This window comes from Bacillus sp. PPSBB_2 (assembly GCF_045291115.1).
In the GTDB taxonomy this organism is placed as follows: Bacteria; Bacillota; Bacilli; order Bacillales; family Bacillaceae_G; genus Bacillus_A; species Bacillus_A cereus.
Genome location: NZ_CP147983.1, coordinates 5,580,727 through 5,605,741 on the forward strand (window position 1 = coordinate 5,580,727; position 25,015 = coordinate 5,605,741).

The following is a 25,015-nucleotide window of genomic DNA, read 5'->3' on the forward strand; positions in this document are numbered from 1 at the left end:
ATTCATAAAGCAATGGCGAAGAAAGTTCGGAAAAACACTCTTCGCCATCTATGTAAGGGGAGTCTCCCTTATTTGTTCATTACGATGAATGCAATAACTACACCGATGATTGGAAGTGCCTCAACTAAAGCAACCCCGATGAACATAATTGTTTGAAGTGCGCCTTTTAATTCTGGTTGACGAGCAACACCTTCGATTGTACGTGATACGATAAGACCGTTACCAATACCTGCACCTAATGCTGATAAACCAATTGCAATTGCAGCTGCGATTACACCTAAACTCATTTAATTTGTCCTCCTTTGTATTATAAAAAAATAATTTTTTTCTTACTTAAATTATATTAATGGTCATGGCTTACTTTATGAGCCATATAAACCATCGTTAACATAACGAAAATAAATGCTTGGATTGATCCAACGAATACACTGAATCCCATCCATGCTAACATTGGTACAAGCGCACCTAATGCCCCAAGGACTGATGCTCCGCCCAACTTAGCAAGTAATCCTAATAAGATCTCACCTGCATAAATGTTACCAAATAAACGAAGACCTAACGTTAATGTGTTAGCAAACTCCTCAATAACCTTTAATGGGAATAAGAATTTCATAGGTTGGAAATAACCTTTTACGTACTCTTTCGTACCCTTCATCTTAATTCCATAATAATGGGTGAGGGTAACTACCATCACGGCTAATGTTAATGTAACTGCTGGATCAGACGTTGGTGATCTCCACCATGCAATATGTTCGCCAGCTTCAGTTGCTGAATACATGAATGGTAAACCAAGGAAGTTCGATACGATGATAAACATGATAAGCGTAACGCCAAGCGTTAAGAAACGTCCACCTGTTTTCCAGTCCATCGTACTATTGATAATCCCTTTCACGAAGTCAAACACCCATTCCATGAAGTTTTGCATCCCGGTTGGGCGAAGAGCTAAGCTGCGAGTTCCGATAACAGCGATTAAGAAAACAATAACTGCTGCTACAGTAACCATCATAACTGATGACAAATCGAACGTTAAACCTAGAAATTCAACTAATTTACCGTGTTCCACTAGTAATTCACCTCTCTTCCCTGCTCTTATACTCTAAATAAAGAAAATCTATGATCATGACAAGGTATCCTGTCAGCAATCCTACACCTAGGCCCCACATCGCGATTAACTCTTGATATTTGGCTGCAAATAAAATTAATAACCCAATCGTGGCGAATCTTGAATATGTACTTACCGCTGTTGCCTTGAACTTCACGTTTTCTCCATTTGTTACGCGATCTAGCAGCTTGTCTGTTCTACGTGCAATGATGCGCAAACTAAGAAAACTGAAAATCGTCCCGATAATCAGTCCAAGAAATACATCCTTGTAAGAGGTAAATCCCCATCCTAGCACTAGAAGCGCAAGCAAGTAGTACATATATTTCTTTTGTCTTTGGACAAGTCCATGTACGTCTATCATCATTGCTCTCCCGAATAGTAATGTCGAATGAGTCGAATCATTGCGTATACCCCTGTTCCTAGTCCGAGTAATAACCCTATAATAAGAAACAACGGAAACGTTCCAACCTTATTATCAATCCACTGCCCACCAAAGATTCCAACAAGAATAGAACCGACTAATTGAGCAAGAATACCTGACATTAAAGCATAAGCTTTTATATGGCTGCGATCGTTTTTTTGCAAGGATTCATCCCTCCAATATGTAACCCTCATTCACGATGTGTTAATAATAACTCATTTTTTTGCATAAATCCTATACAAAACAAAAAGTTTACATTTTCGTCACGGAATAGATGTAATTTTGTCACTGAAAGCCCTACCATCTATCCCCGTTGTTAGCATACAATAGGGTATTAACAGTGTCAACGAGAAATCGTAAAAAATCTAAAAATTTGAGTATTAGGCATTTCCTCCCAAAAATGAAAACGTTCCCCTTCTAAATACTGGTTACATATATGCAATTTCTAACAGTTTTCTCTTTATAATAGAAGGAAATGTTCACAAGTTTGTCACTATTATATTTTCGAGATATAACGCTTTTCTTCCATAATACAGTGTTCCTCAGACGTAAGACTTCTATATTATATGTGAGGTGTATGCAACTTATGTTGTATATACGATGTATATTTATCCTCTCCCCCTCCCCTACTTGCTTACAGCAAAAAAGACGAGCTGGGGAATCTCCCCTGCTCGTCAGTTGTCTTACTTCGTTCCGAATAAACGGTCACCAGCATCACCAAGACCTGGTACTACATATCCGTGGTCATTTAATTTCTCATCTAATGCTGCTACATAAATATCAACATCAGGATGTTCTTCTTGTATTACTTTTACCCCTTCTGGAGCTGCAACGATACACATTAATTTAATTTGTTTCGCACCGCGCTTTTTCAGAGAGTTAATTGCTTCAGCCGCAGAACCACCTGTTGCTAGCATCGGATCTAGTACGATAAAGTCACGCTCTTCTACATCCGTTGGAAGTTTCACATAGTATTCTACCGGTTGCAATGTTTTAGGGTCACGGTATAAACCAACGTGTCCTACTTTTGCTGCTGGAATTAATTTCAGAATTCCATCAACCATTCCTAAACCTGCACGTAAAATCGGAATTAAACCAAGTTTTTTACCAGCGATCACTTTTGTTGTCGCTTTGCTTACAGGTGTTTCAATTTCAATGTCCTTAAGTGGAAGGTCGCGAGTAATTTCGAAAGCCATTAAGCTTGCTACTTCGTCCACTAATTCACGAAAATCTTTCGTACCTGTATTCTTATCGCGAATATATGTAATCTTATGTTGAATTAACGGGTGATCAAATACATACAGTTTTCCCATGTGAATCTCTCCTTTAGATGATATTCATGCGTTTGCACGCTTTTTTACACTATTTACGATTGTAAAGAAAACGCTACTAATATTCAAGGGCAAATTTGGCAAAATCATGATTTTACAATGAATCTATCTAGTATCTTTACCAATTATGGGAGCTGTATCCTTCATTATATCGCCAAAATTTATTCATCATTTGTATACATACTTTAAAAATAATATATGTCCAAAAAAAAGACCGCCAAAACAATTAAGTCTCGGCAGTCTTCTTCAATCTATTATAGATTTGGATACATTGGGAATTTGCTAGTTAACGCTTCTACACGCTTACGTACTTCTTCTAACGCAGCTTCATTTTCATGATTTTTTAATGTATAAGCAATAAGTGACGCAATTTCATCCATTTCTTCTAAACCGAAACCACGAGATGTTACAGCTGCTGTACCGATACGTACACCACTTGTTACAAATGGGCTTGCTGTTTCAAATGGAATTGTATTTTTGTTCACTGTAATACCAACTTCATCTAATACGTGCTCTGCTACTTTACCTGTGATTTCTAAGTTACGAACATCAATCAAGATTAAGTGATTGTCTGTTCCGCCAGAAACAAGTGTAAGTCCTTCTTTTTGAAGACCTTCAGCTAAGCGGTTCGCATTGTTAATGATATTTTGTGCATATGTTTTGAAATCATCTTGAAGTGCTTCACCAAATGCAACAGCTTTTGCAGCGATTACGTGCATAAGTGGACCACCTTGAATACCAGGGAAGATTGATTTATCAATTTGTTTTGCAAATTGCTCTTCACATAAAATCATACCACCACGTGGACCACGTAACGTTTTATGTGTTGTCGTTGTAACGAAATGTGCATGTGGTACTGGATTTGGATGTAAACCAGCAGCTACTAAACCTGCGATATGTGCCATATCAACCATTAAATAAGCGCCCACTTCATCTGCAATCTCACGGAATCGCTTGAAATCGATAACACGAGGGTATGCACTTGCACCTGCAACGATTAATTTTGGTTTATGTTCTTTCGCTTTTGCTAATACATCATCGTAATTAATACGGTGAGAGTCAGCATCCACGCCATATTCTACGAAATTATATTGTACTCCACTGAAGTTAACAGGGCTTCCGTGTGTTAAGTGACCACCATGAGATAAGTTCATACCAAGTACTGTATCGCCTTGCTCTAAAATCGTGAAGTATACTGCCATGTTCGCTTGTGCACCAGAGTGTGGTTGAACATTTACGTGCTCTGCGCCGAAAATTTCTTTCACGCGATCACGTGCGATATCTTCTACTACGTCTACGTGTTCACAGCCACCATAGTAACGTTTTCCAGGATATCCTTCAGCATACTTATTCGTTAAAACAGAACCTTGTGCCTCCATTACTGCTTCACTTACGAAGTTTTCCGAAGCAATTAACTCAATCTTTGAACGCTGTCTTCCTAGTTCTGCCTCAATTGCAGCAAATACCTTTTCATCTTGACGTTTTAAATGATCCACCAAAATCCCCCTTTTCTGAACGAATTACATCGATTCCCAACAGTTTTTTCTTATTTATTCAGAAAAAACGAAAATTCAGGTTGTAATTCTTTCGAACCTTCATGTTTTCAACTACATTCTAACATGACTTTCTATATCATAAAAGAAAAAAAAGACCGAAAATCGGTCTTTTCTTTCTTCTATTATAAAGTCAGACAACATACCTTTTACCTTATGATAAACAGGTACTATATGACTTCCTAATTTCTCATATTTAACGGCAAGTGGTAGTCTCTTCCACTGCCGCATAGACAGCACGTGCTCCACCAATTAGTTTTCCACGTGTTTTGGCCATCGTTACATGCGCACTTCCAATTTCCTTCACACTTGTACGAACCGGAACAGCTACATGCTTTAAATGCATACCGATAAATGTATCACCAATATCCATTCCTGCATCAGCTTTAATAAACTCAACTACTACCGGATCTTTCAAATTGTGATACGCGTATGTCCCCAATGCACCACCTGCTGATCTAACAGGCGTAACTGTTACAATTTCAAATTGATATTTTATCGCTACTTCTCTCTCAACTACTAAAGCACGGTTTAAATGCTCACAACATTGAAACGCTAATTCAATACCTGTTTGCTCTTGAAATTGTTTTAACTCAGAGAAAATCGCCTCTGCTACTTCCATCGTTCCTGATGTTCCAATTCTTTCGCCTAGCACTTCGCTCGTGCTACAACCCACTACAAAAACTTGACCGCTTTGTAATGAAGCTTGTTCTTGGAAATCAGAAAGCGACATTTGTAGCTGTTCTCTTACCTTTACGATTTCTGTCATTACGCCTCTTCCTTTCACAGGTTGGTTCACCAAATTATATTTCACACTACTGATAGTTAGAATCTATTACTTTGTTTCGTATGTTTTAATTTTTCCTACGCGGTTTTCGTGACGACCACCTTCATAATCAGTTGTTAACCAGATTTTCGCGATATCACGCGCTAGACCAGCACCAATTACACGCTCTCCCATTGCTAGCATGTTAGTGTCATTATGCTCTCTCGTCGCTTTCGCGCTGAAAGTATCATGAACTAACGCACAACGGATACCATTTACTTTGTTTGCTGCGATTGACATACCAATGCCTGTCCCACAAACTAAAATACCACGATCTACTTCACCATTCGCTACCATTTCAGCTGCTGGAAACGCAAAGTCAGGGTAATCAACAGAACCAGCTTCACATTCACAACCTAAATCAATATATTCAATATTTAACTCTTCTAATAAACTTACAAGTTCTTTGCGGATATTCATACCGCCGTGATCAGATGCTATTACTACTTTCATTTTTACCCCTCCAAAGTTTCAATCAATTATCTTCATTTCACACTCGCTACCTCATATAGGAAGAAGTGATCTCCAATATCGTATTATACACGAAACATCAACCTACTGAATGTTTTTTCAGTAAAGTTTGTACAAGTTTTTCCATCTCATCTAACGTTTCTTTATAAATAGAAAGCGAGCCTCCAAATGGATCTGAAATGTCCTTGCCTATACCTTCAGTTAATCCATATAACGTATTTAATTTCTTTTCAACGCTCGGATAATGCCCAAGTACAATTTGCTTATGGTTTTCTGTCATCGTTACGACAATATCAGCCCAATCAAGCAAAGTTTCATTTACTTGCTGCGCCGCATGATCAATTGAAATTCCTTTTTCAGCTAAAGCTTCCTTCGCATGTACCGATGCATCGCTCCCAGGATAGGCGAAAACACCAGCAGATTGCACTTCAAACTTATCTCCTCCGTGATGACGAAGCAACGCCTCAGCCATTGGACTACGACATGTATTGCCAGTACAAACAAATAACACTCGTTTCATTCAAACCCACCCCTATATTCGATTTCTTATCATTCATCATAACTTACATTAGAATAGAACAAAAGAAATGTGAATATACAAAAGGCGCATTTCTCTTATATTTTTTCTAAGAAAAATGCGCCTTATCCACATATATGTGAAACCCTATTTCCAAGTGCCTAGAGTATTTTAACATACATACTGAACACGCAACAAAAATAAGGAATCCATTTCATACGAAACGGATTCCTCTTATATTGCAATTATTTCATTGTAACTTTCATTACTTCTGTTGAACCTTTTGTAGCTGCTACGCCTACAGTTGTCTTAATAGACTCAGCTGCATCTGTGTTTGTAATAACAATTGGAGTAATTGTGCTTTTCGCTTTTTCACGGATTAATTCTAAGTCGAATGAGATTAATTTATCTCCAGCTTTTACAGCTTGGCCTTCAGAAACGTGAGCTTCGAAACCTTCACCTTCCATTTTTACAGTTTCTAATCCAACGTGGATTAAAATTTCTGTACCGTTTTTCGCTTTAATTCCGATAGCATGTTTTGTGTGGAATAATTGTACGATTTCACCATCAACTGGAGATACAACTACACCTTCAGTAGGATCAATTGCAACACCGTCACCCATCATACGACCAGCAAATACTGGATCTGGTACTTCTTCAATATTTTTCACTGCTCCAGTTAATGGAGCTACGATTGTTTCTTCATTTGTTTTTGAACCAAGACCGAATAATTTTTTAAACATAGGATAGTCCTCCTTATAATTTACCTAAAAGTTTATAGGGCAATCCCTAGTAAAACTCGGGATACATGTAAGACTTCATACTTCGAATATTATACTGTAAAAACGCTTTCGAAATAAATTATGTCATTACTAATAGACTCTTATTGTAGCGCTTCACAAAATTCCAGTCAATTCTGATTGTCTGAATAACAATTAGAAGTTAACTTCTATTTATATTTTCTCTTTTTTTTTCCAACTTGTCTAGAGGTCTTTACTACATTTTATTTTTTGTTGTTAATTTGTAAAATTTAATTCAAACTTTTTTCAAAATCCACTTGACTATAGTAAGCAACTATTTTATTATTACTTACGTAAGGTAAGTTAATAACTTTTAGGAGGTTTTTAAAAATGATGGATTTCGGTCTACTTATTATTCGTCTTATTATAGGAATTACATTCATGGGTCATGGCGCTCAAAAATTATTTGGTTGGTTTGGCGGTTACGGTTTAAAAGGAACAGGTGGCTGGATGGAGTCAATCGGTTTACGTCCTGGTGTATTTATGGCATTTATGGCTGGCGCAACTGAATTACTAGGTGGTTTCTTATTCGCATCAGGTATTTTCATTGTAGTTGGTTCATTATTTATCGTTGGAACAATGTTAATGGCTATCTTCACTGTTCACGGAAAAAATGGTTACTGGGTAACACAAAATGGATATGAATATAACTTAATGTTAATCGCTGTTGCTGTTGGTGTAGCTTTAATCGGACCTGGCGCATACGTTTTACTTTAATTTTTATCTCAAATTTGAGATTCTTGAAAAAGAACTTACTTCATTACAATTGAAGTAAGTTCTTTTTATGAAACAAAATATTATTTCCAGCAGGATTTTCTCATCGTTATCTTGTAAACAAACAATAAGTATTCATATTTAGAAAGGGGATTACAAGCATGTTATCCATTAATCCAAATGAACAAACTGAAAAAGATAATTACAAATTACTTACTGGAAGTATCATCCCTCGCCCTGTCGCATTCGTTACTTCTGTAACAAAAGACGGTGTATTAAACGGCGCACCATATAGTTATTTTAATATTGTCGCTGCTAATCCACCACTTATCTCAGTATCTGTACAACGAAAAGCCGGAGAAAGAAAGGACACTTCCCGAAACGCAATTGAAAAAGGTGAATTTGTCGTACATATTTCTGACGAATCATATGTAGCAGCAATTAATGAAACAGCAGCTAATCTCCCGCCAAATGAAAGTGAAATTGAACTAGCAAAACTAACACCAATTGAAAGTGAAGTCATCTCCGTTCCAGGTGTAAAAGAAGCAAATATTCGAATGGAATGCGTATTAGAACGTGCAATTCCACTTGGTGGAACAGAAGACTCACCAGCTTGTGATCTACTAATTGGACGCGTCGTTCGTTTCCACGTTGCCGAACATCTATATGAAAAAGGGCGCATTCACGCCGAAGGACTCAAACCAATAAGCCGCCTAGCAGGACATAACTATGCAAAATTAGGAGAACAATTTGAATTGGTTAGGCCAGTTTAAAAGTGGAAGTGGCTCGCTCAGAATCGCAGGGCATTGGAGCTCTCGCATGAAGCGCTTTTTGCTTCATGCGAGAGAGCGAAATGACCGGAGATTCTAGCCGCTGAAGCTGGATAATATCTAAAAGTGGAAGTGGCCCGTTTAGCTCTGACCAGCTAAGGTTCTCTCGCACAAAAGGTGCTTTTTACCTTTCGTGCGGGAGGTTCTTAGATGCGAAGAGCTGGCCACTGGAACTGGATAATATCTAAAAGCGGAAGCGGCTCGCTCAGAATGGGAGGGGGATGGAGCTTCTGACGTAGAGGCGCTTTTTGCCTCGCAGGAAGACGCGAAGCCACCGACCATTCTAGCCGCTGGAGCTAGATATATCTAAAAGCGGAAGCGGCTCGCTCAGAATCGCAGGGCACTTCAAGCTCTCGACCTTGAAGCGCTTTTTGCTTCATGCGAAGAGCTAGCCGCTGGAACTGGATATATTTAAAAGCAATGGGGCTAGATTCCTCCCATCACTCAAATATAAAATCCCCTGCTTTTTAGCAGGGGATTTTATCATTGTAATTCTTCCTTCTTTTCCTCTAAAGTAGGCATTTTCTCTTTTTTCGGCTTCCCTAGCTTAATTACGAAGAAGTATAGGGAAAGCAATGTAATAAGAAAAACAATTAAAAACGGGTACGGAGAGTAAAAGGCACGCGCCGCCTCAGTCTTTCCCGCAACAAATTTCAATGACTCAATATCTAAAAACTCAGCAAACATTTGTACACCGAGCATACTAAACCAAAAAACAAAAAAACTAATAATAATACCAAAAACTTGCTTCAATCTCGTCATTCATCTCATCCTTTCTATATCTGTAATTTTTAGCGTAATAAATATAGTACAAACAAAATATTCACAGAAAGGAACTATCTCACCATTCACGAATTAACTTAATCCAACCTAACATCGAAATTTGCAAAATAATACCCCAAATTATAAGTCTTCTTAGCCATCGAGGAAAGAAGGTTAAAAATTTAACATACCATTCCAATAGCTTGTTCATAATTCCCTCCTACATAAAATTATATAGGAAAAAGGATATATAATCCAAACCCAACCAAAATGATACCACCTACTATCTCACCGTATGTACCGAGCATATCTTTCGCATGTCTCCCAATTAATAAACCAATCCACGCTAATAACATGCTAACAAATCCAAACAATAAAATCGTAATAATTGTCTGTGCCCCATAAATACCAAGACTAAGCCCTACTGAGAAACTATCTATACTGACGCCAAATGCAAATACGAATAAACTAATTCCAATAGGGGCAGTTCTAGTCTCTTCATTTTGTAAAATGGTCGAATATACGATATAAAACCCTAGTCCGATTAATAAAATAGCACCCGCAAAATGTGCGATATCTCCATATTTCTCTGATAAAAAACGACCTAGTACCATTCCTATAAACGGCATAATAATATGAAATATCCCTATCGTCATACCAATATACAGGATTTGTCTTAACTTTAGGGGCATCATCCCCATACCAAGACTCACCGAGAACGCATCCATCCCTAAGGCGAATGCCATAATTATTAAAGGTATTAGCTGTTCAAACGTCATTCATGCCCCTCCTTGGACGTGCTACTTCACAATATGCTTATCCAAGGAGAAATATTCTGTTTGCTAACCTTACCTTATCATTCAATAATAATATGATGTCCTGCCGCTTTTGTTAAACGATTCATAATTGCATTCCCTATTCCTTCATTAGGGAATGACTCACTAAAAATAACATCCACTTCACTTGCATCAAATGTTCTAAGTACATCATATAATTTAGTCGCAACGCTAGCTAAGTCACTTCTAACACCACAAGATAATATAACATCTGCACTATATATATACTGGTACTCTTCTGTCGTTAATACGCCTACTTTAAATCCTTTTTTCTTTTTCTCATCCACAAGATGCTGAATAAACTCACGTGAGCCCTCAACAATACTAAGTGGTGCTTTCGGCGCATAATGTGTGTATTTCATTCCAGGCGATTTCGGTTTTTCCTTCTCATCCTTTAAAGCTGGATCTAAAGAAACAGTACCTATCACCGCTTCTAATTGTTCTTTCGTAATCCCACCTGGACGTAATATTGTTGGAACCGTGCTTGTACAATCAATTACAGTTGATTCAACGCCTACTCCAGTTGCACCACCATCAACAATACCTGCAATCTTCCCATTCAAATCTTCATATACGTGAGAAGCTAATGTTGGACTTGGACGCCCTGAACGATTCGCACTTGGTGCCGCAACAGGTACATTCGCCTCTTCAATAAGAGCAAGTGCAATTGGATGATCAGGCATTCTTACTCCAACCGTATTAAGTCCTGCCGTCACCTTCTCTGAAATTCCTTCTTTTCTCGGCAAAATAATTGTTAATGGTCCTGGCCAAAAATGCGCCATTAACTTCTCTGCAACTGGTGGAATTTCTTTCACAATCCCATCTAACTGAGATTTTGTACCTATGTGGACAATGAGTGGATTATCACTCGGTCTTCCTTTCGCTTCGAAAATTTTCGCGATTGCTTCATCATCCATCGCGTTTGCCCCTAACCCATATACTGTTTCCGTAGGGAAAGCAACCGCCTCATTTTCTCTTAATAATTTTGCTGCTTCTTGTAACTGTGGATAATATTTTTTTCTTTCCACAACATTATCCACAACCCACATATTTGTATGCATTTTTTTCCACGTCCTTTTCTAGCCTTAAATACTTGTCTATTTTTAGTTTACTATGAGATTTATCCAAAAGACAAACAAGGTTTATCCACAAAATGTGGATAAACCTAATTAATCCGTGGATAACTTTGTGAATAGCTGACAATTTAGTATTATTGCATTCTGCTCTTTTATATTTTTACAAAAATGTTCTAGCTGTTGAATTCCCTCTGGAACCTCATCCTTTTCTATAGTAAAAAAGTCAAAGAACTGAAAGATCGGTACAGATTGTGGATGATTTGTTAGTAAGTACAATTGTTGAACACTTTTTTCTTTCATATACTGCAAAAACATTTCAAAAAAATATAAGAAAGTCTGTTTATCCACATGAGGTGTGAATAAACAAGAACGAATAAGTACATCTTCCCCACTTTGTTCATAACCAATTACAGCTCGTATTTCTTCCGCCTCTTCCAAAATCATAAATTGTGCGTACAACTCATTTATTTTATCATCTTTTTTATTAGCTTGTCCGAAAAAAGAATGTAATCTTTCCACATCTGCTTTCGTAGCAAAATACACTTTCTTCATAATAAATCCCTCCTCATTTTTATATATGAGGAGGGATTTATTAATAGTACTATTTAGAGAATAAAGATGTAAAAGCTTCTACAATAAACAATTTAACTTCTGGCTTTTCTTCTTCCTCTTCTACTTTTACATACTCATTTTGCTGTTCTTGTTTTTTCTCCACAGGTTTCTCCACTTTTTCCACATTTTTTGTTTCTTCTTTACTTACAGGCTGCTCTTCGACTTTTGTTTCATTTTTCACTACTTTCTTTTCAGAAGCTGTTACTTTTTTTACTGCTTCCCGCTTTACAACTTTCGTTTCTTTTACCTCATCCACTTTATTCTCTTCTGTATCTACTACTTCCTCATCTAGTTGTACCTGCTCCTCTTCAGGAGATTCCGCCTTCACAACGTGCTCTTCTTTTCTTACAGCTGTCCCGCTCGAAAAATCTAAGAAACACATTGGTGGAAATAATACACACCACCAGTTCGCCCCTTCACCTTCTCCAATTGTAATCAATACCGCTTCATATTCTCCTGCTGGATAAATAAAATTCCCATATACCTTTGTAGGAAACTTTACATTCTTACTAAATTTCACTTGAAATGATTCTTTACTTCCTTCTCTTTTTAACGTATTTTCCACCGTTTTCTCGATTTCTGGAATATGACTTTGAATTACTTTGCGCGCCTCTTCAAATGAAGTTAAATCCGCTACCCATCCATCAATTTGTGCTTTTACTTCATCACGCACTTTACGCTTTAATGCCTGGTCTTTATCTGAATCACTATTTGCTAAAATTCGTAATCGAACGGCCTCTTTCGGAATAACTGAAGGCCCTTTCGCATCAGCTTTCATATATCCAAACTGCACAAGTAACTGTGCACCAATTAATAGTATAAGAAGATAAGCAATAACTTGTTTTTTCATTTCCTCCACCGTCCCTTCTACAAACAGTGTGGACAGACTTTCATCTTTCTAAACTATTAAATTCAAAATCTATATGAATTTTTCCACAAAAAAATAGAGTAAGGTGTGAACCTTACTCCATCTCTGCAAATACCATACGATCTTTTCCGTTAATATCGAAAACAACCTCAACATGAGCATGTGGAAAAGCTTGTTGTAACAATCTTTTTACATCCTCACCTTGTCCTACTCCAATTTCAAACGCCACAATCGCTTTCTTCTGCAACACATTCGGCAATTCTTCCATAAAACGGCGATAGAAATCTAATCCGTCTTCACCACCAACAAGTGCTCTCTTCGGCTCATGCTCTTTCACAACAGGAGAAAGACCACGCCAATCCTCTTCCGGTATATATGGAGGATTTGAAACAACAACATCTAGCTTTTGACCCGTTTTATGAAATGGTGACAATAAATCACCGTGATAGAACGTTACTTCTGCACCTAAAGCTTTTGCATTTTCTTTTGCAACTTCAATCGACTCTTGTGCAATATCTACTGTATACACATGAAGATTTTTATTTTCTAAAGCAAGCGTAATAGAAATCGCTCCACTACCTGTACCTATATCTGCTACATGTAGTTTCGCATCACCAAAATGGCGCTCGATTCTTTCTAATACTCCCACTATAAGCTCTTCTGTTTCCGGCCTTGGTATTAATACTTCTTCATTCACAAAGAAAGACCGTCCATAAAACATTTCATAACCAATCATATATTGAATAGGAATACCTTCTACATGCTTATGGATAAACTCCGTAAAGCTTTTCTCTTGTTCCTCAGTTATTTCTTCACGCATATTCATAAGTAATCCTGTTCTATTCACCTTTAATACATGACAAAGGACAATTTCTCCCGCATTTTCATCTCGTCCATTTTCCTGTAAAAAAGAAGAAGCCCATTTCAGGGCTTCATAGACACGCATTACTCAGCTGCCTCCATCTTTTGAGCCTGATCTTCCATCACTAAGGCATTGATGAAATCATCTAACTTACCTTGTAAGATTTGATCTAGCTTTTGAATCGTTAAACCGATTCGATGGTCTGTAACACGGTTTTGCGGGAAGTTATACGTACGAATACGCTCTGAACGATCTCCCGTACCAACAGCTTGTTTACGGTTTTGATCATACTCAGCTTGCGCTTCTTGTCTAAACTTATCATAAACACGTGCGCGTAATACTTTCATCGCTTTTTCTTTATTCTTGATCTGTGATTTCTCATCCTGACAAGATACAACTACACCAGTCGGTAAATGCGTTAAACGCACCGCTGACATCGTTGTATTAACGCTCTGTCCACCAGGTCCACTAGAAGCGAATGTATCAACACGAACATCTTTCTCATGAATATCAATTTCTACTTCTTCTGCCTCTGGTAATACAGCTACAGTGGCTGTAGATGTATGAATACGTCCACCAGATTCCGTTTCAGGAACACGTTGTACACGGTGAGCGCCATTCTCGAATTTCAGCTTCGCGAAAGCACCTTTACCATTAATCATAAAGATAATCTCTTTATATCCACCTAACTCTGTATAGCTAGCCTCAATAATCTCCGTTTTCCAGCCCTGTACCTCAGCGTAACGGCTATACATACGGTATAAGTCACCAGCAAATAAAGCTGCCTCGTCTCCACCAGCAGCTCCACGAACCTCAACGATAACGTTCTTATCATCATTAGGGTCTTTTGGAACAAGTAAAATTTTCAGACGCTCTGATAATGTTTTATCTTGTGATTCTAACTCAGAAACTTCTTCTTTTACCATTTCACGCATTTCTGCGTCTAACTTATCTTCTAACATTGCTTTCGCATCTTTTAATTGCTCACGAACATCCTTATACTCACGATACACCTCTACCGTTTCCTGTATATCAGACTGTTCCTTTGAATATTCACGAAGCTTATTTGAATCACTAATAATCGCTGGATCACTTAACAATTCATTTAACTTCTCATAACGATTTTCTACAGCTTGCAAACGATCTAACACATCATTCACCTCTACATCCTAGTATCTAATACAAATAGTATATGGTACTTACTCAAAAAAACGCAAATTATATTTAAAAGTGGTGGTGGCTTGTTCAGCTCTGACCAACTAAGGTTCTTTCGACCTAAAGGTGCTTTTTACCTTTCGGGCGGAAGGTTCTTAGATGCGAAGAGCTAGCCACCGGAACTAGATATATTTAAAAGCGTAAGCGGCTCACACCGCTCATTCTCTCTATTTTGAAAAAAACCCGCCTTGCGCAGCGAGTTTTACTTATCTTTGTTTGCAGGTACTGCATGACAATGACGACAACGTGGTTCATACGATTCTGAAGCTCCAACTAAAATAATTGGATCATCAAATGCCGCTGGTTCTCCATCAATTAATCGTTGTGTACGACTTGCTGGAGATCCACATACAGAACATACTGCTTGTAGTTTTGTCACATGTTCAGCAATCGCCATCAGCTGAGGAACTTGTCCAAATGGTAGACCACGGAAATCTTGGTCTAAACCAGCTACAATGACACGATAGCCACGATTTGCCAATACTTGCACCACTTCCACAATGTCCCCATCAAAAAATTGCACCTCATCGATTGCAATAACATCCAGCTCTTCTGTAATATGTTCAAATATATCCTTTGAAGCTGAAACAGGAACTGCTTTTACCTTTAATCCGTTATGTGATACAACATCTTCTTCACTATATCGATTATCAATACAAGGTTTAAATACAATTGCATGTTGTTTTGCAAATTGCGTACGGCGCACACGGCGGATTAGCTCTTCTGACTTGCCAGAAAACATACTACCGCAAATCACTTCAATCCAGCCATTTTGATTTATTAAGTACATGAAGCTCTCCTTTCATCTACTTTTCAGTTAAAAGTAGGGTAAAGGTATAATATTTTCGCAAAAAAAACAGACAAGCGAATACATACACTTGCCTGTTTTATGTTTTTATTACTTAAGACCGTATTTCTTATTGAAGCGGTCAACGCGTCCGTCTGCAGTAGCAAACTTCTGACGTCCAGTGTAGAATGGGTGAGAATCAGAACTGATCTCAACTTTTAGTAATGGATAAGTGTTACCATCTTCCCACTCAACAGTTTCGTTAGATCCTTTAGTAGATCCGCTTAAGAATTTGAAGCCTGTGTTTGTGTCCATGAATACAACTTTCTTGTAATCTGGGTGAATTCCTGCTTTCATTCTTTTCATCTCCTTCCGCCCTGAATCATTTTCGAAACAGAGTTTTTCATCTTCAGCTGCATACACAACTATATTGATGAAACACATATGATGAAATTATAACAAGGCTAACTTCATTTTGCAACTACCTGTTTTTGTCTTTTGAAATTAAAAGTGTAGACGGCTCGTTTAGCTCTGACTGGCTAAGGTTCTCTCGCACAAAAGGTGCTTTTTACCTTTAGTGCGGGAGGTTCTTAGACACGAAGAGCTAGCCGTCGGAACTAGATACAATTTAAAAGCAGAAGCGGCTCGCTCAGAATGGGAGGGGGATGGAGCTTCTGACGTAGAGGTGCTTTTTACCTCGTAGGAAGACGCGAAGCCACCGACCATTCTAGCCGCTGGAGCTGGTATTATCTTAAAAGTGGAGGTGGCTCGCTCAGCTCTGACCAGTTAAGGTTCTTTCGCCCTAAAGGTGCTTTTTACCTTTCGGGCGGAAGGTTCTTAGATGCGAAGAGCTAGCCACCGGAACTGGATATCATTTAAAAGCAGAAGCGGCTCGTTCAGAATCCAGGACACTTCGAACTCTCGACCTTGAAGCGCTTTTTGCTTCATGCGAGAGAGTGAAATGACCGGAGATTTTAGCCGCTGGAGGGAGCTCATCCAGCTCTGACTGGCTAAGGTTCTTTCACTTATCTCTCTCTTTAATATCACCTAAACAGCATAAAAAACTCGCTTACTATAAAATAAGCGAGTCCTGATTTTTTTCCCTTTACTTAGTTGTTACATACCTTTTCGAGTCTGCAACAATGTTTTGTAAAAACTCTTCATTTGTCTTCGTTTGACGAAGCTTACGTAAGAAACTTTCAACAAAGTCTGGTGTATCACGCATTGTCTTACGAATGCCCCATAACTTGTCTAAATGTTCTTTTGGAATTAATAGATCTTCTTTACGTGTACCAGAACGACGAATATCAATCGCTGGGAAGATACGACGTTCAGCTAATGAACGATCTAAGTGAAGTTCCATATTTCCAGTTCCTTTAAATTCCTCGTAAATAACATCGTCCATACGTGATCCTGTATCAACAAGGGCTGTTGCTAAAATTGTTAAGCTACCGCCTTCTTCAATATTACGTGCAGCTCCAAAGAAACGCTTCGGTCTATGGAAGGCAGCTGGATCGATACCACCTGATAATGTTCTACCACTTGGTGGAATAACGAGGTTGTAAGCTCGAGCTAAACGGGTAATACTATCCATTAAAATGATAACATCTTTCTTGTGCTCTACAAGACGCATCGCACGTTCTAACACAAGCTCAGCTACTTTAATATGATTTTCTGGTACTTCATCAAAAGTAGAACTTACAACATCTCCTTTAACAGAACGTTCAATGTCTGTTACTTCCTCTGGACGCTCATCAATTAAAAGTACAATTAGTTCTGCTTCCGGATGATTTGTTGTAACACTGTGCGCGATTTCTTTTAATAGACTTGTTTTACCAGCCTTTGGAGGCGCAACAATTAAACCACGTTGTCCAAATCCAACTGGTGCGATTAAATCCATGATGCGTGTCGGTAACTTTTTCGGTTCCGTTTCCAATTTCATTTGGCGATCTGGGTATAATGGTGTTAATGCAGGGAAATGCACACGCTCTTTTGCTGAATCTGGATCATCTCCGTTTACAGCTTCAACTTGTAATAACCCAAAATAGCGTTCATTTTCTTTCGGAGGTCGTACTTTACCAGAAACCTTATCTCCATTACGTAAATCGAAACGACGAATTTGCGAAGCTGAGATATAAATATCTTCTGAGCTTGGAGAATAGTTGATAGGACGTAGGAATCCAAATCCTTCTGATTGAATAATTTCTAATACGCCTTCCATGAAAAAGAAACCTTCTTTTTCTGCTCGAGCTTTCAAAATAGAAAAAATCAGCTCTTTTTTCGTTAACTTGCTATAATACGAAATCTTAAATTCTTTCGCAAGCTCGTATAACTCTTTTAATTTCATGTTTTCTAATGCTGCAATTGACAAATTCATTCAGACACCACACTTTAACGTTATTCTCTTTTTTCATGGGTAAAGGGAAAAAATACGGAAGGCAAATAATTAATAATGAAAGGCAATAAGTTCAAGTAGGGTAATATTCACTATTGTAACCCTTTTATCTAGTTTTAATCAATACGTTGGAACACAAATACAAGAAGCGAAGACAAGAAAATTTGTCTTCGCTTCTTATTTAATTTAGTTCCAGCTCCGATAGTTAGAAAGATCGACCATTTTAACCTTTCTGAAGGAGCTGCTTACGCTTTTTATTTAATCTAGCTTCAGCAGCTAGAATGGTCGATGGCTTCACTTCTTCCTACGAGGCAAAAAGCGCCTCTACGTCAGAAGCTCCATCCCCCTCCCATTCTGAACGAGCTGCTTACGCTTTTTATTTAATAACCAAGTTTGGTTTTTTATTTAAGCTATGACGACCATCTACGAAGCGAACTGTGCCTGATTTTGCGCGCATAACAAGGGATTGCGTTGTTCCTACGCTACCTTTAAATTGAACACCGCGTAATAGTTCTCCATCTGTTACGCCTGTTGCTGCAAAGATTGCATCGTCACCTTTTACTAAGTCCTCCATGCGAAGGATACGATTAATGTCTTCTATGCCCATTTTTTTACAACGTGCTAATTCAGCTTCGTTTTGTGGCAATAGTTTTCCGTGAATTTCTCCACCTAAACATTTTAAAGCAACTGCTGCTAATACACCTTCAGGTGCTCCACCAGACCCAAATAAAATATCTACACCTGTACGATCAAACGCTGTATTAATCGCTCCAGCTACATCTCCATCATTAATCAATTTAATGCGCGCACCAGCTTTACGAATTTCTTCGATAATTTCTTGATGACGTGGACGATTTAAAACTGTCGCTACAACATCTTCAATATCTTTATTTTTCGCTTTCGCAACTGCACGTAAGTTATCAATAATAGGCGCATCAATGTCGACCGCCCCAACTGCTTCTGGGCCAACCGCGATTTTATCCATGTACATGTCAGGGGCATGTAACAAATTACCGTGGTCTGCAATTGCAATGACAGCAAGAGCATTCCAGCCACCAGCTGCTACGATGTTTGTCCCTTCTAAAGGATCAACCGCAACGTCTACACGTGGTCCATATCCTGTACCTAATTTCTCTCCGATATATAGCATTGGTGCTTCATCCATCTCACCTTCACCAATTACAACTGTACCTTTCATCGGAATTGTATCAAATACATCACGCATAGCTGATGTTGCTGCACCGTCTGCCTCATCCTTTTTCCCGCGCCCCATCCAACGCGCTGATGATAAAGCTGCAGCCTCTGTTACACGTACTAACTCCATAGATAAACTTCTTTCCACGATAATCCCTCTCCTTTAAGCCTTTATATTTCTGCCGTATTTTGTGAACCGTGTTTTTCTATAAAGTGTACTTCCGCAAGTAGTGATGCTTCGCTTCCCCCTTGCGGAAGTATCACTTATGCGTTCTTCATTTCTTCAATTTCTTGCTTTGTCATTTGTTCTCGCCAAATGTTTGCACCAAGCCCTTTAAGCTTGTCCACTATATTCTCATAACCTCGATCAATATGCTCAAGTCCTGTTACTTCTGTAATTCCATCTGCCATTAACCCTGCAATAACAAGTGCCGCTCCTGCTCGTAAATCACTCGCCTTCACTTTTGCACCTTGCAGTAACACAGGACCAGTTACAATTGCCGAACGACCCTCTACTTTAATTTGAGCATTCATACGACGTAGTTCATCAATGTGTTTGAAACGGGCACCGTAAATTGTATCTGTTACAACTCCCGTCCCGTGTGCCTTTGTTAAAAGCGTCGTAAACGGCTGTTGTAAATCCGTTGGAAAACCTGGATATACAAGCGTTTTGATATCAACTACTTTTAACTTTCTATTACCGTTCACCGTAATTTGATCATCGTTCGTTTCAACTTGAACACCAGCTTCTCTTAGCTTTGCAGTAACTGATTCTAAATGCTGAGGAATAACGTTATCAACCGTTACTTCTCCTCCTGATGCAGCTCCTAGAATCATATACGTACCAGCTTCAATACGATCTGGAATGATAGTATGGTGACAACCATGTAAAGAGTCAACACCATCTATTCGGATTACATCAGTACCAGCACCTTTAATACGTGCTCCCATGCTTGTTAACAATGTAGCTACATCAATGATCTCAGGCTCTTTCGCTGCATTTTCAATAACAGTTCTACCTTTCGCTCGTACAGCTGCTAGCATAATATTAATCGTAGCTCCTACACTAACAACATCTAAATAAATACGTGCCCCGCGTAGCTCATCTGCTCTTAAATAGATGGCACCTTGTTCATTCGTAACATGTGCACCTAGCGCTTCAAACCCTTTAATATGCTGATCAATCGGCCTCGGTCCTAAATGACATCCACCCGGAAGCCCAATAACAGCTTTTTTAAAACGGCCAAGCATTGCACCCATTAAATAATAAGAAGCGCGCAATTTTTTCACTTTTCCATTTGGCAAAGGCATTGCAACCATGTTAGAAGGATCGACTACCATCTCTTCCTCCTGTCCATAAGTTACTTTCCCTCCAATTTCCTCTAGTAAGTCTCCTAACATTTTCACGTCCGAAATATTAGGGACACCACCAATAGTTACTGGAGTATCTGCTAAAATTGTCGCTGGAATTAATGCAACGGCACTGTTCTTTGCACCACTTACTCGAATTGTTCCATTTAAAGCTCTTCCGCCTTCAATTAGCAATTTTTCCATATTGAGCTCCCTTCTTGTGAATGTATTTACTTTCTATCTTTTTATAGAAAGCTCCCCTTAAGAATCTCAATTACTCTTTCCATCCCAAAACTCAATAAATAGGAAACCATTATCTTCATTTCTCCTGTAGCACGAATAGATAAAGATCAACTATTCATCGAATTCACTTTATCAATTTAGATACGTTATCACATTTATTAATAGGACTATGCACATTATTTTCTATTTAAAAACCAAAAATGATAAAATCTTTAGACTTGTTCACGCTTTCATTATACAACGAAAGGAAACCGTCTAAAAGACTAGACGGTTTCCAAAACGGAATTTTATTCTTACGCTTTACCGTTAGAACCGAATTCGCGAATTTTACCAATAACAGTTGCTTTGATAGCGTCGCGGCCAGGTCCGATAAATTTACGAGGATCGTAAACTTCTTGGTCTTTGTTTAATACTTCACGAACAGCTTTTGTAAACTCGATTTGGTTCTCAGTGTTTACGTTGATTTTTGAAGTACCTAAAGAGATAGCTTTTTCGATATCAGCAGTTGGGATACCAGTACCACCATGTAATACTAAAGGTACGCCAGTGAAGTCACGAACTTGTTCCATTTCAGCGAATCCTAAGTTAGGCTCACCTTTGTAAGGACCGTGTACAGAACCTAAAGCTGGAGCTAGGCAATCGATACCTGTTGCTTCAACAAGGTGCTTACACTCTGCTGGGTCAGCGTAAATTACGCCTTCAGCGATTACGTCGTCTTCTTGTCCGCCAACTGTTCCAAGCTCAGCTTCAACAGATACGTTACGAGCGTGTGCGTATTCTACTACTTGTTTAGTAGTTTCAACGTTTTCTTCGAATGGGTGGTGAGAAGCGTCGATCATTACAGATGTGAAACCTGCATCAATTGCTTCTTTACATTTTTCGAAGCTTGAACCATGGTCAAGGTGAATCGCTACAGGAACAGTGATGTTCATTTCTTCGATTAAAGCTTTAACCATAGCTACAACTGTTTTGAAACCAGTCATATGACGAGCTGCACCCTCAGATACACCTAGGATTACAGGAGATTTTTCTTCTTCCGCAGCAGCTAAGATAGCTTGAGTCCACTCTAAGTTGTTCATGTTGAATTGACCAACTGCGTATTTTCCTTCTAGTGCTTTGTTTAGCATTTCTTTCATAGAAACTAAAGGCATGGTGAATCCTCCTAAAAAACGTTTTTTGTATCCGATAAGTTCTTATCGCTGGTAGTATGACCAGAATAAGGTAAAATATGTATATCTACATACCGGACTTTTTTCTACACTCAATAGGATAACAACTTGTACTCAAAAACTCAACCGTATTCACCTGCACAATAGTCCATGTAAACGCTTTTTTCCATATTTTTTATAAAAAATTCATTTTTACGCCTCTACAGCGAGCTCATTTCTCACAGCTTGACGAATTTCATCAATATCAAATGGTTTAGCAAAATGCATTAAAGCTCCTAAATCTTTTGCTTCTTGGATCATATCAAGCTCTCCATAAGCAGTCATTAAAATTACTTTAATACTCTCATCAATTTCTTTTACATGCTTTAAAATCTCTATACCATCCATGCCTGGAATTTTCATATCTAACACTACTAAATCTGGATTATCTTTTTTCACGATATCTAAAGCTTGAAATCCATTCGCTGCTTGGAATGTCTGATAACCTTCTTTTTGGAACACTTCATGTAATAACACACGAATCCCATATTGATCATCAACGATTAAAATTTTACCTTCCATAATTCCCAACCTTTCTGTGTAAGTACAAGATTTAAAGCTTCTTATATCTTAACGATTTATTTTCGCTATTCTTTGGCAAATTCCTTCCTATTCTTTCTTATTTTACCGTTTCCTATTTTGTTATGCTACCCTACGATTTCACCTTTCTAAAAAAATAAATTATAATGAAAGCCGGCAAACACGTATGAAGGGAGTAACATTATGTTAAAAATTTTTTCAACTCAATTAAGTGGTTATTTCTCCAGAGTTTCTCAAAAAGAAGAAATGAATATAGAAGATAGCGCTCGTTTACTTGCTCAAGCACTAGTTGGCGATGGTTTCATTTATTTACATGGTACAAATGAAATGGAGGGCGTTGTTGCCGAGGCACTATTCGGTGCTGAACCAATGAAGCAAGCAAAACGCTTATTTGAAAATGGTAAAGAAGTAGAAGTAACTTCTGCAGATCGTGTACTTCTTATTAGCCGTTTTTCAACAGATGAAGCGGTTGTAGAAATTGCAAAAAAACTACAAGAAGAGGGACACTCTATTGTCGGCATTTCTGCTCTTCAAGAAGGTACGGAATCACTCGAACGATATACAGACGTACATATTGATACAAAACTGTTAAAAGGTCTTATTCCAGACGATGAAGGTAATCGCTACGGATTCCCAAGTTTAATAGTAGCTTTATTTGCTTATCACGGAATCAAATTTACAATCGATGAAATGTTAAATGAATATTAAAAAAAGCGCCTTATTTCAGGCGCTTTTTTTATTACTTGCTCTCTTTATTCGTAATAGAAGCTCTTACGAAGTCATGGAACAATGGTTGTGGACGGTTTGGACGAGAAACAAGTTCTGGGTGGAACTGTGCTGCCACGAACCAAGGGTGGTCTTTTAATTCAATGATTTCAACTAGACGGCCGTCTGGGCTTGTACCAGAGAATACAAATCCTTCTTTTTCCATATCAGGACGGAACTGGTTGTTGAACTCATAACGATGACGATGACGCTCATATACAACCGGCTCATTATAAGCATTGTAAGCATTTGTTTCTTCAGCAAGCTTACATGGGTATAGACCAAGACGAAGTGTACCACCTAGGTCCTCTACATCTTTTTGTTCTGGTAATAAGTCGATGATTGCATATGGTGTGTCAGGGTTGATTTCAGAAGAGTTAGCACCTTCTAAACCTAATACATTACGTGCGAATTCGATTGATGCAAGTTGCATACCTAAGCAAATTCCTAAGAATGGAACTTTGTTTTCACGAGCATATTGAATCGCAACGATTTTACCTTCTACACCACGATCGCCGAAGCCACCTGGTACAAGGATACCATCTGTATCGCCAACTAATTCTTTTACGTTTTCTGCTGTTACATGCTCAGCATTTACCCATTTTACTTCTACATCTGTGTCGAATGAGTAACCAGCATGACGAAGTGCTTCTACAACAGAAATATAAGCATCTTGAAGTTCTACATATTTACCAACAAGAGCGATTTTTGTTTTCTTAGAAAGATTACGCACTTTGTTAACTAGCGCAGTCCACTCTGTCATATCTGCAGCTGGATTGTCTAATTTTAAGTGATCACAAACGATTTGGTCCATGTTTTGTTCTTGAAGAGATAATGGAACCGCATATAAAGTATCTGCATCGCGAGCTTCGATAACTGCTTTTGTATCGATGTCACAGAATAATGCAAGCTTGTCTTTCATATCTTGAGAAACAGGCATTTCTGTACGAACAACGATAATGTTTGGTTGAATACCTAAGCTACGAAGTTCTTTAACACTATGTTGTGTTGGTTTTGTCTTCATTTCACCCGCTGCTTTTAAGTACGGGATTAACGTACAGTGAATGTACATTACATTGTCACGACCGATGTCGCTCTTAATTTGACGGATTGCTTCTAAGAATGGTAGAGACTCGATATCACCAACAGTTCCACCGATTTCTGTAATAACAACATCCGCATTTGTTTCACGGCCAGAACGATATACGCGCTCTTTAATTTCGTTAGTAATGTGAGGAATAACTTGAACTGTTCCTCCTAAATATTCACCGCGACGCTCTTTTTGAAGAACTGAAGAGTAAATTTTACCTGTTGTTACGTTGCTGTATTTGTTTAAGTTAATGTCGATGAAACGCTCATAGTGACCAAGGTCTAAGTCAGTTTCAGCGCCATCATCTGTTACGAATACCTCACCGTGTTGGTATGGGCTCATAGTCCCTGGGTCTACGTTAATGTATGGATCAAACTTTTGAATCGTTACGTTTAAACCACGATTTTTTAAAAGTCTTCCAAGAGATGCTGCTGTAATACCTTTTCCTAAAGACGATACTACACCGCCTGTTACAAAAATATACTTAGTCATGAAAAAGCTCCCTTCTATTTTGCTGTTATATAATCACCGTTGCAAAGCGCAACGTATGTAGATAACACTGTATCCATCTTATTGTTAGACTCTTTTTATTTTCTAAACAAAAAACAAAAAAGAAAATTGCTCCCCTCATCACAAAAAGTAATAAG

Annotated in this window: 30 protein-coding genes; 3 read left to right on the top strand and 27 right to left on the bottom strand. The window is 38.3% G+C overall.

The genetic code is table 11. From position 1 onward, the window contains the following. Positions 1–68 precede the first annotated feature (68 nt). The 11 genes from atpE to V6946_RS28475 form a co-directional block, all read right to left on the bottom strand. Positions 69–287, bottom strand: a complete 219-nt coding sequence (gene atpE / locus V6946_RS28425) for a F0F1 ATP synthase subunit C (RefSeq protein ID WP_000052064.1) — start codon at positions 285–287, stop codon at positions 69–71. Between the two features lie 56 nt (positions 288–343). Beyond that, complete coding sequence (atpB, locus tag V6946_RS28430; protein ID WP_000399871.1) at positions 344–1,063, bottom strand: F0F1 ATP synthase subunit A; 720 nt, start codon at positions 1,061–1,063, stop codon at positions 344–346. 7 nt (positions 1,064–1,070) lie between these two features. Then, a complete protein-coding gene (locus V6946_RS28435; RefSeq protein WP_000567600.1) occupies positions 1,071–1,463 on the bottom strand; it encodes an ATP synthase subunit I in 393 nt (130 codons plus the stop codon). Beyond that, positions 1,463–1,687 (bottom strand): AtpZ/AtpI family protein, encoded by a 225-nt coding sequence (locus V6946_RS28440; RefSeq protein ID WP_001171223.1) that lies wholly within the window; start codon positions 1,685–1,687, stop codon positions 1,463–1,465. Before V6946_RS28440 ends, V6946_RS28435 begins: the two co-directional genes overlap by 1 nt. Before the next feature lie 26 nt (positions 1,688–1,713). Further along, positions 1,714–1,827, bottom strand: coding sequence for a DUF4024 domain-containing protein (locus V6946_RS28445; protein WP_000232962.1), 114 nt, complete (start codon positions 1,825–1,827; stop codon positions 1,714–1,716). Between the two features lie 379 nt (positions 1,828–2,206). Further along, entirely contained in the window at positions 2,207–2,836 is a 630-nt protein-coding gene (gene upp / locus V6946_RS28450) for a uracil phosphoribosyltransferase (RefSeq protein ID WP_366981603.1), read from the bottom strand. A 272-nt stretch (positions 2,837–3,108) separates the two neighbouring features. Further along, positions 3,109–4,350 carry a serine hydroxymethyltransferase gene (gene glyA / locus V6946_RS28455; RefSeq protein ID WP_000349806.1) on the bottom strand — a complete coding sequence of 414 codons (1,242 nt, stop codon included), beginning with the start codon at positions 4,348–4,350 and terminating at the stop codon, positions 3,109–3,111. Between the two features lie 253 nt (positions 4,351–4,603). Further along, positions 4,604–5,176 (bottom strand): TIGR01440 family protein, encoded by a 573-nt coding sequence (locus V6946_RS28460; protein ID WP_000136386.1) that lies wholly within the window; start codon positions 5,174–5,176, stop codon positions 4,604–4,606. A gap of 66 nt (positions 5,177–5,242) precedes the next feature. Then, a complete protein-coding gene (gene rpiB, locus V6946_RS28465) occupies positions 5,243–5,686 on the bottom strand; it encodes a ribose 5-phosphate isomerase B (RefSeq protein ID WP_000869542.1) in 444 nt (147 codons plus the stop codon). Between the two features lie 97 nt (positions 5,687–5,783). Continuing rightward, the gene (locus V6946_RS28470) at positions 5,784–6,224 is read right to left on the bottom strand and encodes a low molecular weight protein arginine phosphatase (RefSeq protein WP_000832373.1); all 441 of its coding nucleotides are present in this window, start codon (positions 6,222–6,224) and stop codon (positions 5,784–5,786) included. Between the two features lie 242 nt (positions 6,225–6,466). Continuing rightward, the gene (locus tag V6946_RS28475) at positions 6,467–6,964 is read right to left on the bottom strand and encodes a PTS glucose transporter subunit IIA (protein WP_000473665.1); all 498 of its coding nucleotides are present in this window, start codon (positions 6,962–6,964) and stop codon (positions 6,467–6,469) included. A 387-nt stretch (positions 6,965–7,351) separates the two neighbouring features. Between V6946_RS28475 and V6946_RS28480 the strand changes: the two genes are divergently transcribed. Next, positions 7,352–7,738: a DoxX family protein gene (locus V6946_RS28480; RefSeq protein ID WP_000968616.1), complete on the top strand. Its 387-nt coding sequence runs from the start codon at positions 7,352–7,354 to the stop codon at positions 7,736–7,738. Positions 7,739–7,896: 158 nt separating this feature from the next. Continuing rightward, complete coding sequence (locus tag V6946_RS28485; RefSeq protein ID WP_006925768.1) at positions 7,897–8,508, top strand: flavin reductase family protein; 612 nt, start codon at positions 7,897–7,899, stop codon at positions 8,506–8,508. A gap of 540 nt (positions 8,509–9,048) precedes the next feature. Here V6946_RS28485 and V6946_RS28490 read toward each other — a convergent pair. The 15 genes from V6946_RS28490 to spo0F form a co-directional block, all read right to left on the bottom strand. After that, on the bottom strand, positions 9,049–9,327 hold the full coding sequence (locus V6946_RS28490) for a DUF3935 domain-containing protein (RefSeq protein WP_000197472.1): 279 nt from the start codon (positions 9,325–9,327) through the stop codon (positions 9,049–9,051). A gap of 79 nt (positions 9,328–9,406) precedes the next feature. Next, positions 9,407–9,538, bottom strand: coding sequence for a hypothetical protein (locus V6946_RS28495; RefSeq protein WP_001037634.1), 132 nt, complete (start codon positions 9,536–9,538; stop codon positions 9,407–9,409). 19 nt (positions 9,539–9,557) lie between these two features. After that, positions 9,558–10,106 (bottom strand): manganese efflux pump MntP family protein, encoded by a 549-nt coding sequence (locus tag V6946_RS28500; RefSeq protein WP_000142475.1) that lies wholly within the window; start codon positions 10,104–10,106, stop codon positions 9,558–9,560. A 77-nt stretch (positions 10,107–10,183) separates the two neighbouring features. Beyond that, complete coding sequence (locus V6946_RS28505; RefSeq protein ID WP_006919036.1) at positions 10,184–11,224, bottom strand: L-threonylcarbamoyladenylate synthase; 1,041 nt, start codon at positions 11,222–11,224, stop codon at positions 10,184–10,186. Between the two features lie 108 nt (positions 11,225–11,332). After that, positions 11,333–11,791, bottom strand: coding sequence for a mechanosensitive ion channel protein (locus V6946_RS28510; protein WP_000758437.1), 459 nt, complete (start codon positions 11,789–11,791; stop codon positions 11,333–11,335). A 49-nt stretch (positions 11,792–11,840) separates the two neighbouring features. Continuing rightward, positions 11,841–12,701, bottom strand: a complete 861-nt coding sequence (spoIIR, locus tag V6946_RS28515) for a stage II sporulation protein R (protein WP_033692039.1) — start codon at positions 12,699–12,701, stop codon at positions 11,841–11,843. A 112-nt stretch (positions 12,702–12,813) separates the two neighbouring features. Beyond that, entirely contained in the window at positions 12,814–13,665 is an 852-nt protein-coding gene (gene prmC, locus V6946_RS28520; RefSeq protein ID WP_006919031.1) for a peptide chain release factor N(5)-glutamine methyltransferase, read from the bottom strand. Continuing rightward, complete coding sequence (gene prfA, locus V6946_RS28525; protein ID WP_000887064.1) at positions 13,665–14,732, bottom strand: peptide chain release factor 1; 1,068 nt, start codon at positions 14,730–14,732, stop codon at positions 13,665–13,667. Before prfA ends, prmC begins: the two co-directional genes overlap by 1 nt. Before the next feature lie 266 nt (positions 14,733–14,998). Next, positions 14,999–15,586 (bottom strand): thymidine kinase, encoded by a 588-nt coding sequence (locus V6946_RS28530; protein WP_000280859.1) that lies wholly within the window; start codon positions 15,584–15,586, stop codon positions 14,999–15,001. 108 nt (positions 15,587–15,694) lie between these two features. Further along, a complete protein-coding gene (locus V6946_RS28535) occupies positions 15,695–15,940 on the bottom strand; it encodes a type B 50S ribosomal protein L31 (RefSeq protein WP_000643433.1) in 246 nt (81 codons plus the stop codon). 748 nt (positions 15,941–16,688) lie between these two features. Beyond that, positions 16,689–17,960 carry a transcription termination factor Rho gene (rho, locus tag V6946_RS28540; RefSeq protein ID WP_001053903.1) on the bottom strand — a complete coding sequence of 424 codons (1,272 nt, stop codon included), beginning with the start codon at positions 17,958–17,960 and terminating at the stop codon, positions 16,689–16,691. Between the two features lie 394 nt (positions 17,961–18,354). After that, positions 18,355–19,320 (bottom strand): class II fructose-bisphosphatase, encoded by a 966-nt coding sequence (glpX, locus tag V6946_RS28545; RefSeq protein WP_000442340.1) that lies wholly within the window; start codon positions 19,318–19,320, stop codon positions 18,355–18,357. A 116-nt stretch (positions 19,321–19,436) separates the two neighbouring features. Further along, positions 19,437–20,726: a UDP-N-acetylglucosamine 1-carboxyvinyltransferase gene (gene murA, locus V6946_RS28550; RefSeq protein ID WP_000413254.1), complete on the bottom strand. Its 1,290-nt coding sequence runs from the start codon at positions 20,724–20,726 to the stop codon at positions 19,437–19,439. Positions 20,727–21,058: 332 nt separating this feature from the next. Next, positions 21,059–21,916 carry a class II fructose-bisphosphate aldolase gene (locus tag V6946_RS28555; RefSeq protein ID WP_001131855.1) on the bottom strand — a complete coding sequence of 286 codons (858 nt, stop codon included), beginning with the start codon at positions 21,914–21,916 and terminating at the stop codon, positions 21,059–21,061. Between the two features lie 210 nt (positions 21,917–22,126). Next, complete coding sequence (spo0F, locus tag V6946_RS28560; RefSeq protein WP_000398594.1) at positions 22,127–22,495, bottom strand: sporulation initiation phosphotransferase Spo0F; 369 nt, start codon at positions 22,493–22,495, stop codon at positions 22,127–22,129. 201 nt (positions 22,496–22,696) lie between these two features. On the opposite strand from spo0F, the gene V6946_RS28565 reads away from it, so the two are divergent. Next, positions 22,697–23,221: a DUF2529 domain-containing protein gene (locus V6946_RS28565; RefSeq protein WP_000912404.1), complete on the top strand. Its 525-nt coding sequence runs from the start codon at positions 22,697–22,699 to the stop codon at positions 23,219–23,221. A 31-nt stretch (positions 23,222–23,252) separates the two neighbouring features. Here V6946_RS28565 and pyrG read toward each other — a convergent pair whose 3' ends face one another. Further along, on the bottom strand, positions 23,253–24,860 hold the full coding sequence (pyrG, locus tag V6946_RS28570; RefSeq protein WP_000170460.1) for a CTP synthase: 1,608 nt from the start codon (positions 24,858–24,860) through the stop codon (positions 23,253–23,255). Positions 24,861–25,015: the final 155 nt, after the last annotated feature.

Excerpts from the sequence above, each read along its gene's own strand:
- atpE (WP_000052064.1), bottom strand. The coding sequence starts at position 287 with ATGAGTTTAGGTGTAATCGCAGCTGCAATTGCAATTGGTTTATCAGCA.
- V6946_RS28435 (WP_000567600.1), bottom strand. The coding sequence starts at position 1,463 with ATGATAGACGTACATGGACTTGTCCAAAGACAAAAGAAATATATGTAC.
- V6946_RS28445 (WP_000232962.1), bottom strand. The coding sequence starts at position 1,827 with ATGGTAGGGCTTTCAGTGACAAAATTACATCTATTCCGTGACGAAAAT.
- upp (WP_366981603.1), bottom strand. The coding sequence starts at position 2,836 with ATGGGAAAACTGTATGTATTTGATCACCCGTTAATTCAACATAAGATT.
- V6946_RS28460 (WP_000136386.1), bottom strand. The coding sequence starts at position 5,176 with ATGACAGAAATCGTAAAGGTAAGAGAACAGCTACAAATGTCGCTTTCT.
- rpiB (WP_000869542.1), bottom strand. The coding sequence starts at position 5,686 with ATGAAAGTAGTAATAGCATCTGATCACGGCGGTATGAATATCCGCAAA.
- V6946_RS28470 (WP_000832373.1), bottom strand. The coding sequence starts at position 6,224 with ATGAAACGAGTGTTATTTGTTTGTACTGGCAATACATGTCGTAGTCCA.
- V6946_RS28475 (WP_000473665.1), bottom strand. The coding sequence starts at position 6,964 with ATGTTTAAAAAATTATTCGGTCTTGGTTCAAAAACAAATGAAGAAACA.
- V6946_RS28480 (WP_000968616.1), top strand. The coding sequence starts at position 7,352 with ATGATGGATTTCGGTCTACTTATTATTCGTCTTATTATAGGAATTACA.
- V6946_RS28485 (WP_006925768.1), top strand. The coding sequence starts at position 7,897 with ATGTTATCCATTAATCCAAATGAACAAACTGAAAAAGATAATTACAAA.
- V6946_RS28490 (WP_000197472.1), bottom strand. The coding sequence starts at position 9,327 with ATGACGAGATTGAAGCAAGTTTTTGGTATTATTATTAGTTTTTTTGTT.
- V6946_RS28495 (WP_001037634.1), bottom strand. The coding sequence starts at position 9,538 with ATGAACAAGCTATTGGAATGGTATGTTAAATTTTTAACCTTCTTTCCT.
- V6946_RS28500 (WP_000142475.1), bottom strand. The coding sequence starts at position 10,106 with ATGACGTTTGAACAGCTAATACCTTTAATAATTATGGCATTCGCCTTA.
- V6946_RS28505 (WP_006919036.1), bottom strand. The coding sequence starts at position 11,224 with ATGCATACAAATATGTGGGTTGTGGATAATGTTGTGGAAAGAAAAAAA.
- V6946_RS28510 (WP_000758437.1), bottom strand. The coding sequence starts at position 11,791 with ATGAAGAAAGTGTATTTTGCTACGAAAGCAGATGTGGAAAGATTACAT.
- spoIIR (WP_033692039.1), bottom strand. The coding sequence starts at position 12,701 with ATGAAAAAACAAGTTATTGCTTATCTTCTTATACTATTAATTGGTGCA.
- prmC (WP_006919031.1), bottom strand. The coding sequence starts at position 13,665 with ATGCGTGTCTATGAAGCCCTGAAATGGGCTTCTTCTTTTTTACAGGAA.
- V6946_RS28530 (WP_000280859.1), bottom strand. The coding sequence starts at position 15,586 with ATGTACTTAATAAATCAAAATGGCTGGATTGAAGTGATTTGCGGTAGT.
- V6946_RS28535 (WP_000643433.1), bottom strand. The coding sequence starts at position 15,940 with ATGAAAGCAGGAATTCACCCAGATTACAAGAAAGTTGTATTCATGGAC.
- rho (WP_001053903.1), bottom strand. The coding sequence starts at position 17,960 with ATGAATTTGTCAATTGCAGCATTAGAAAACATGAAATTAAAAGAGTTA.
- murA (WP_000413254.1), bottom strand. The coding sequence starts at position 20,726 with ATGGAAAAATTGCTAATTGAAGGCGGAAGAGCTTTAAATGGAACAATT.
- V6946_RS28555 (WP_001131855.1), bottom strand. The coding sequence starts at position 21,916 with ATGCCTTTAGTTTCTATGAAAGAAATGCTAAACAAAGCACTAGAAGGA.
- spo0F (WP_000398594.1), bottom strand. The coding sequence starts at position 22,495 with ATGGAAGGTAAAATTTTAATCGTTGATGATCAATATGGGATTCGTGTG.
- V6946_RS28565 (WP_000912404.1), top strand. The coding sequence starts at position 22,697 with ATGTTAAAAATTTTTTCAACTCAATTAAGTGGTTATTTCTCCAGAGTT.
- pyrG (WP_000170460.1), bottom strand. The coding sequence starts at position 24,860 with ATGACTAAGTATATTTTTGTAACAGGCGGTGTAGTATCGTCTTTAGGA.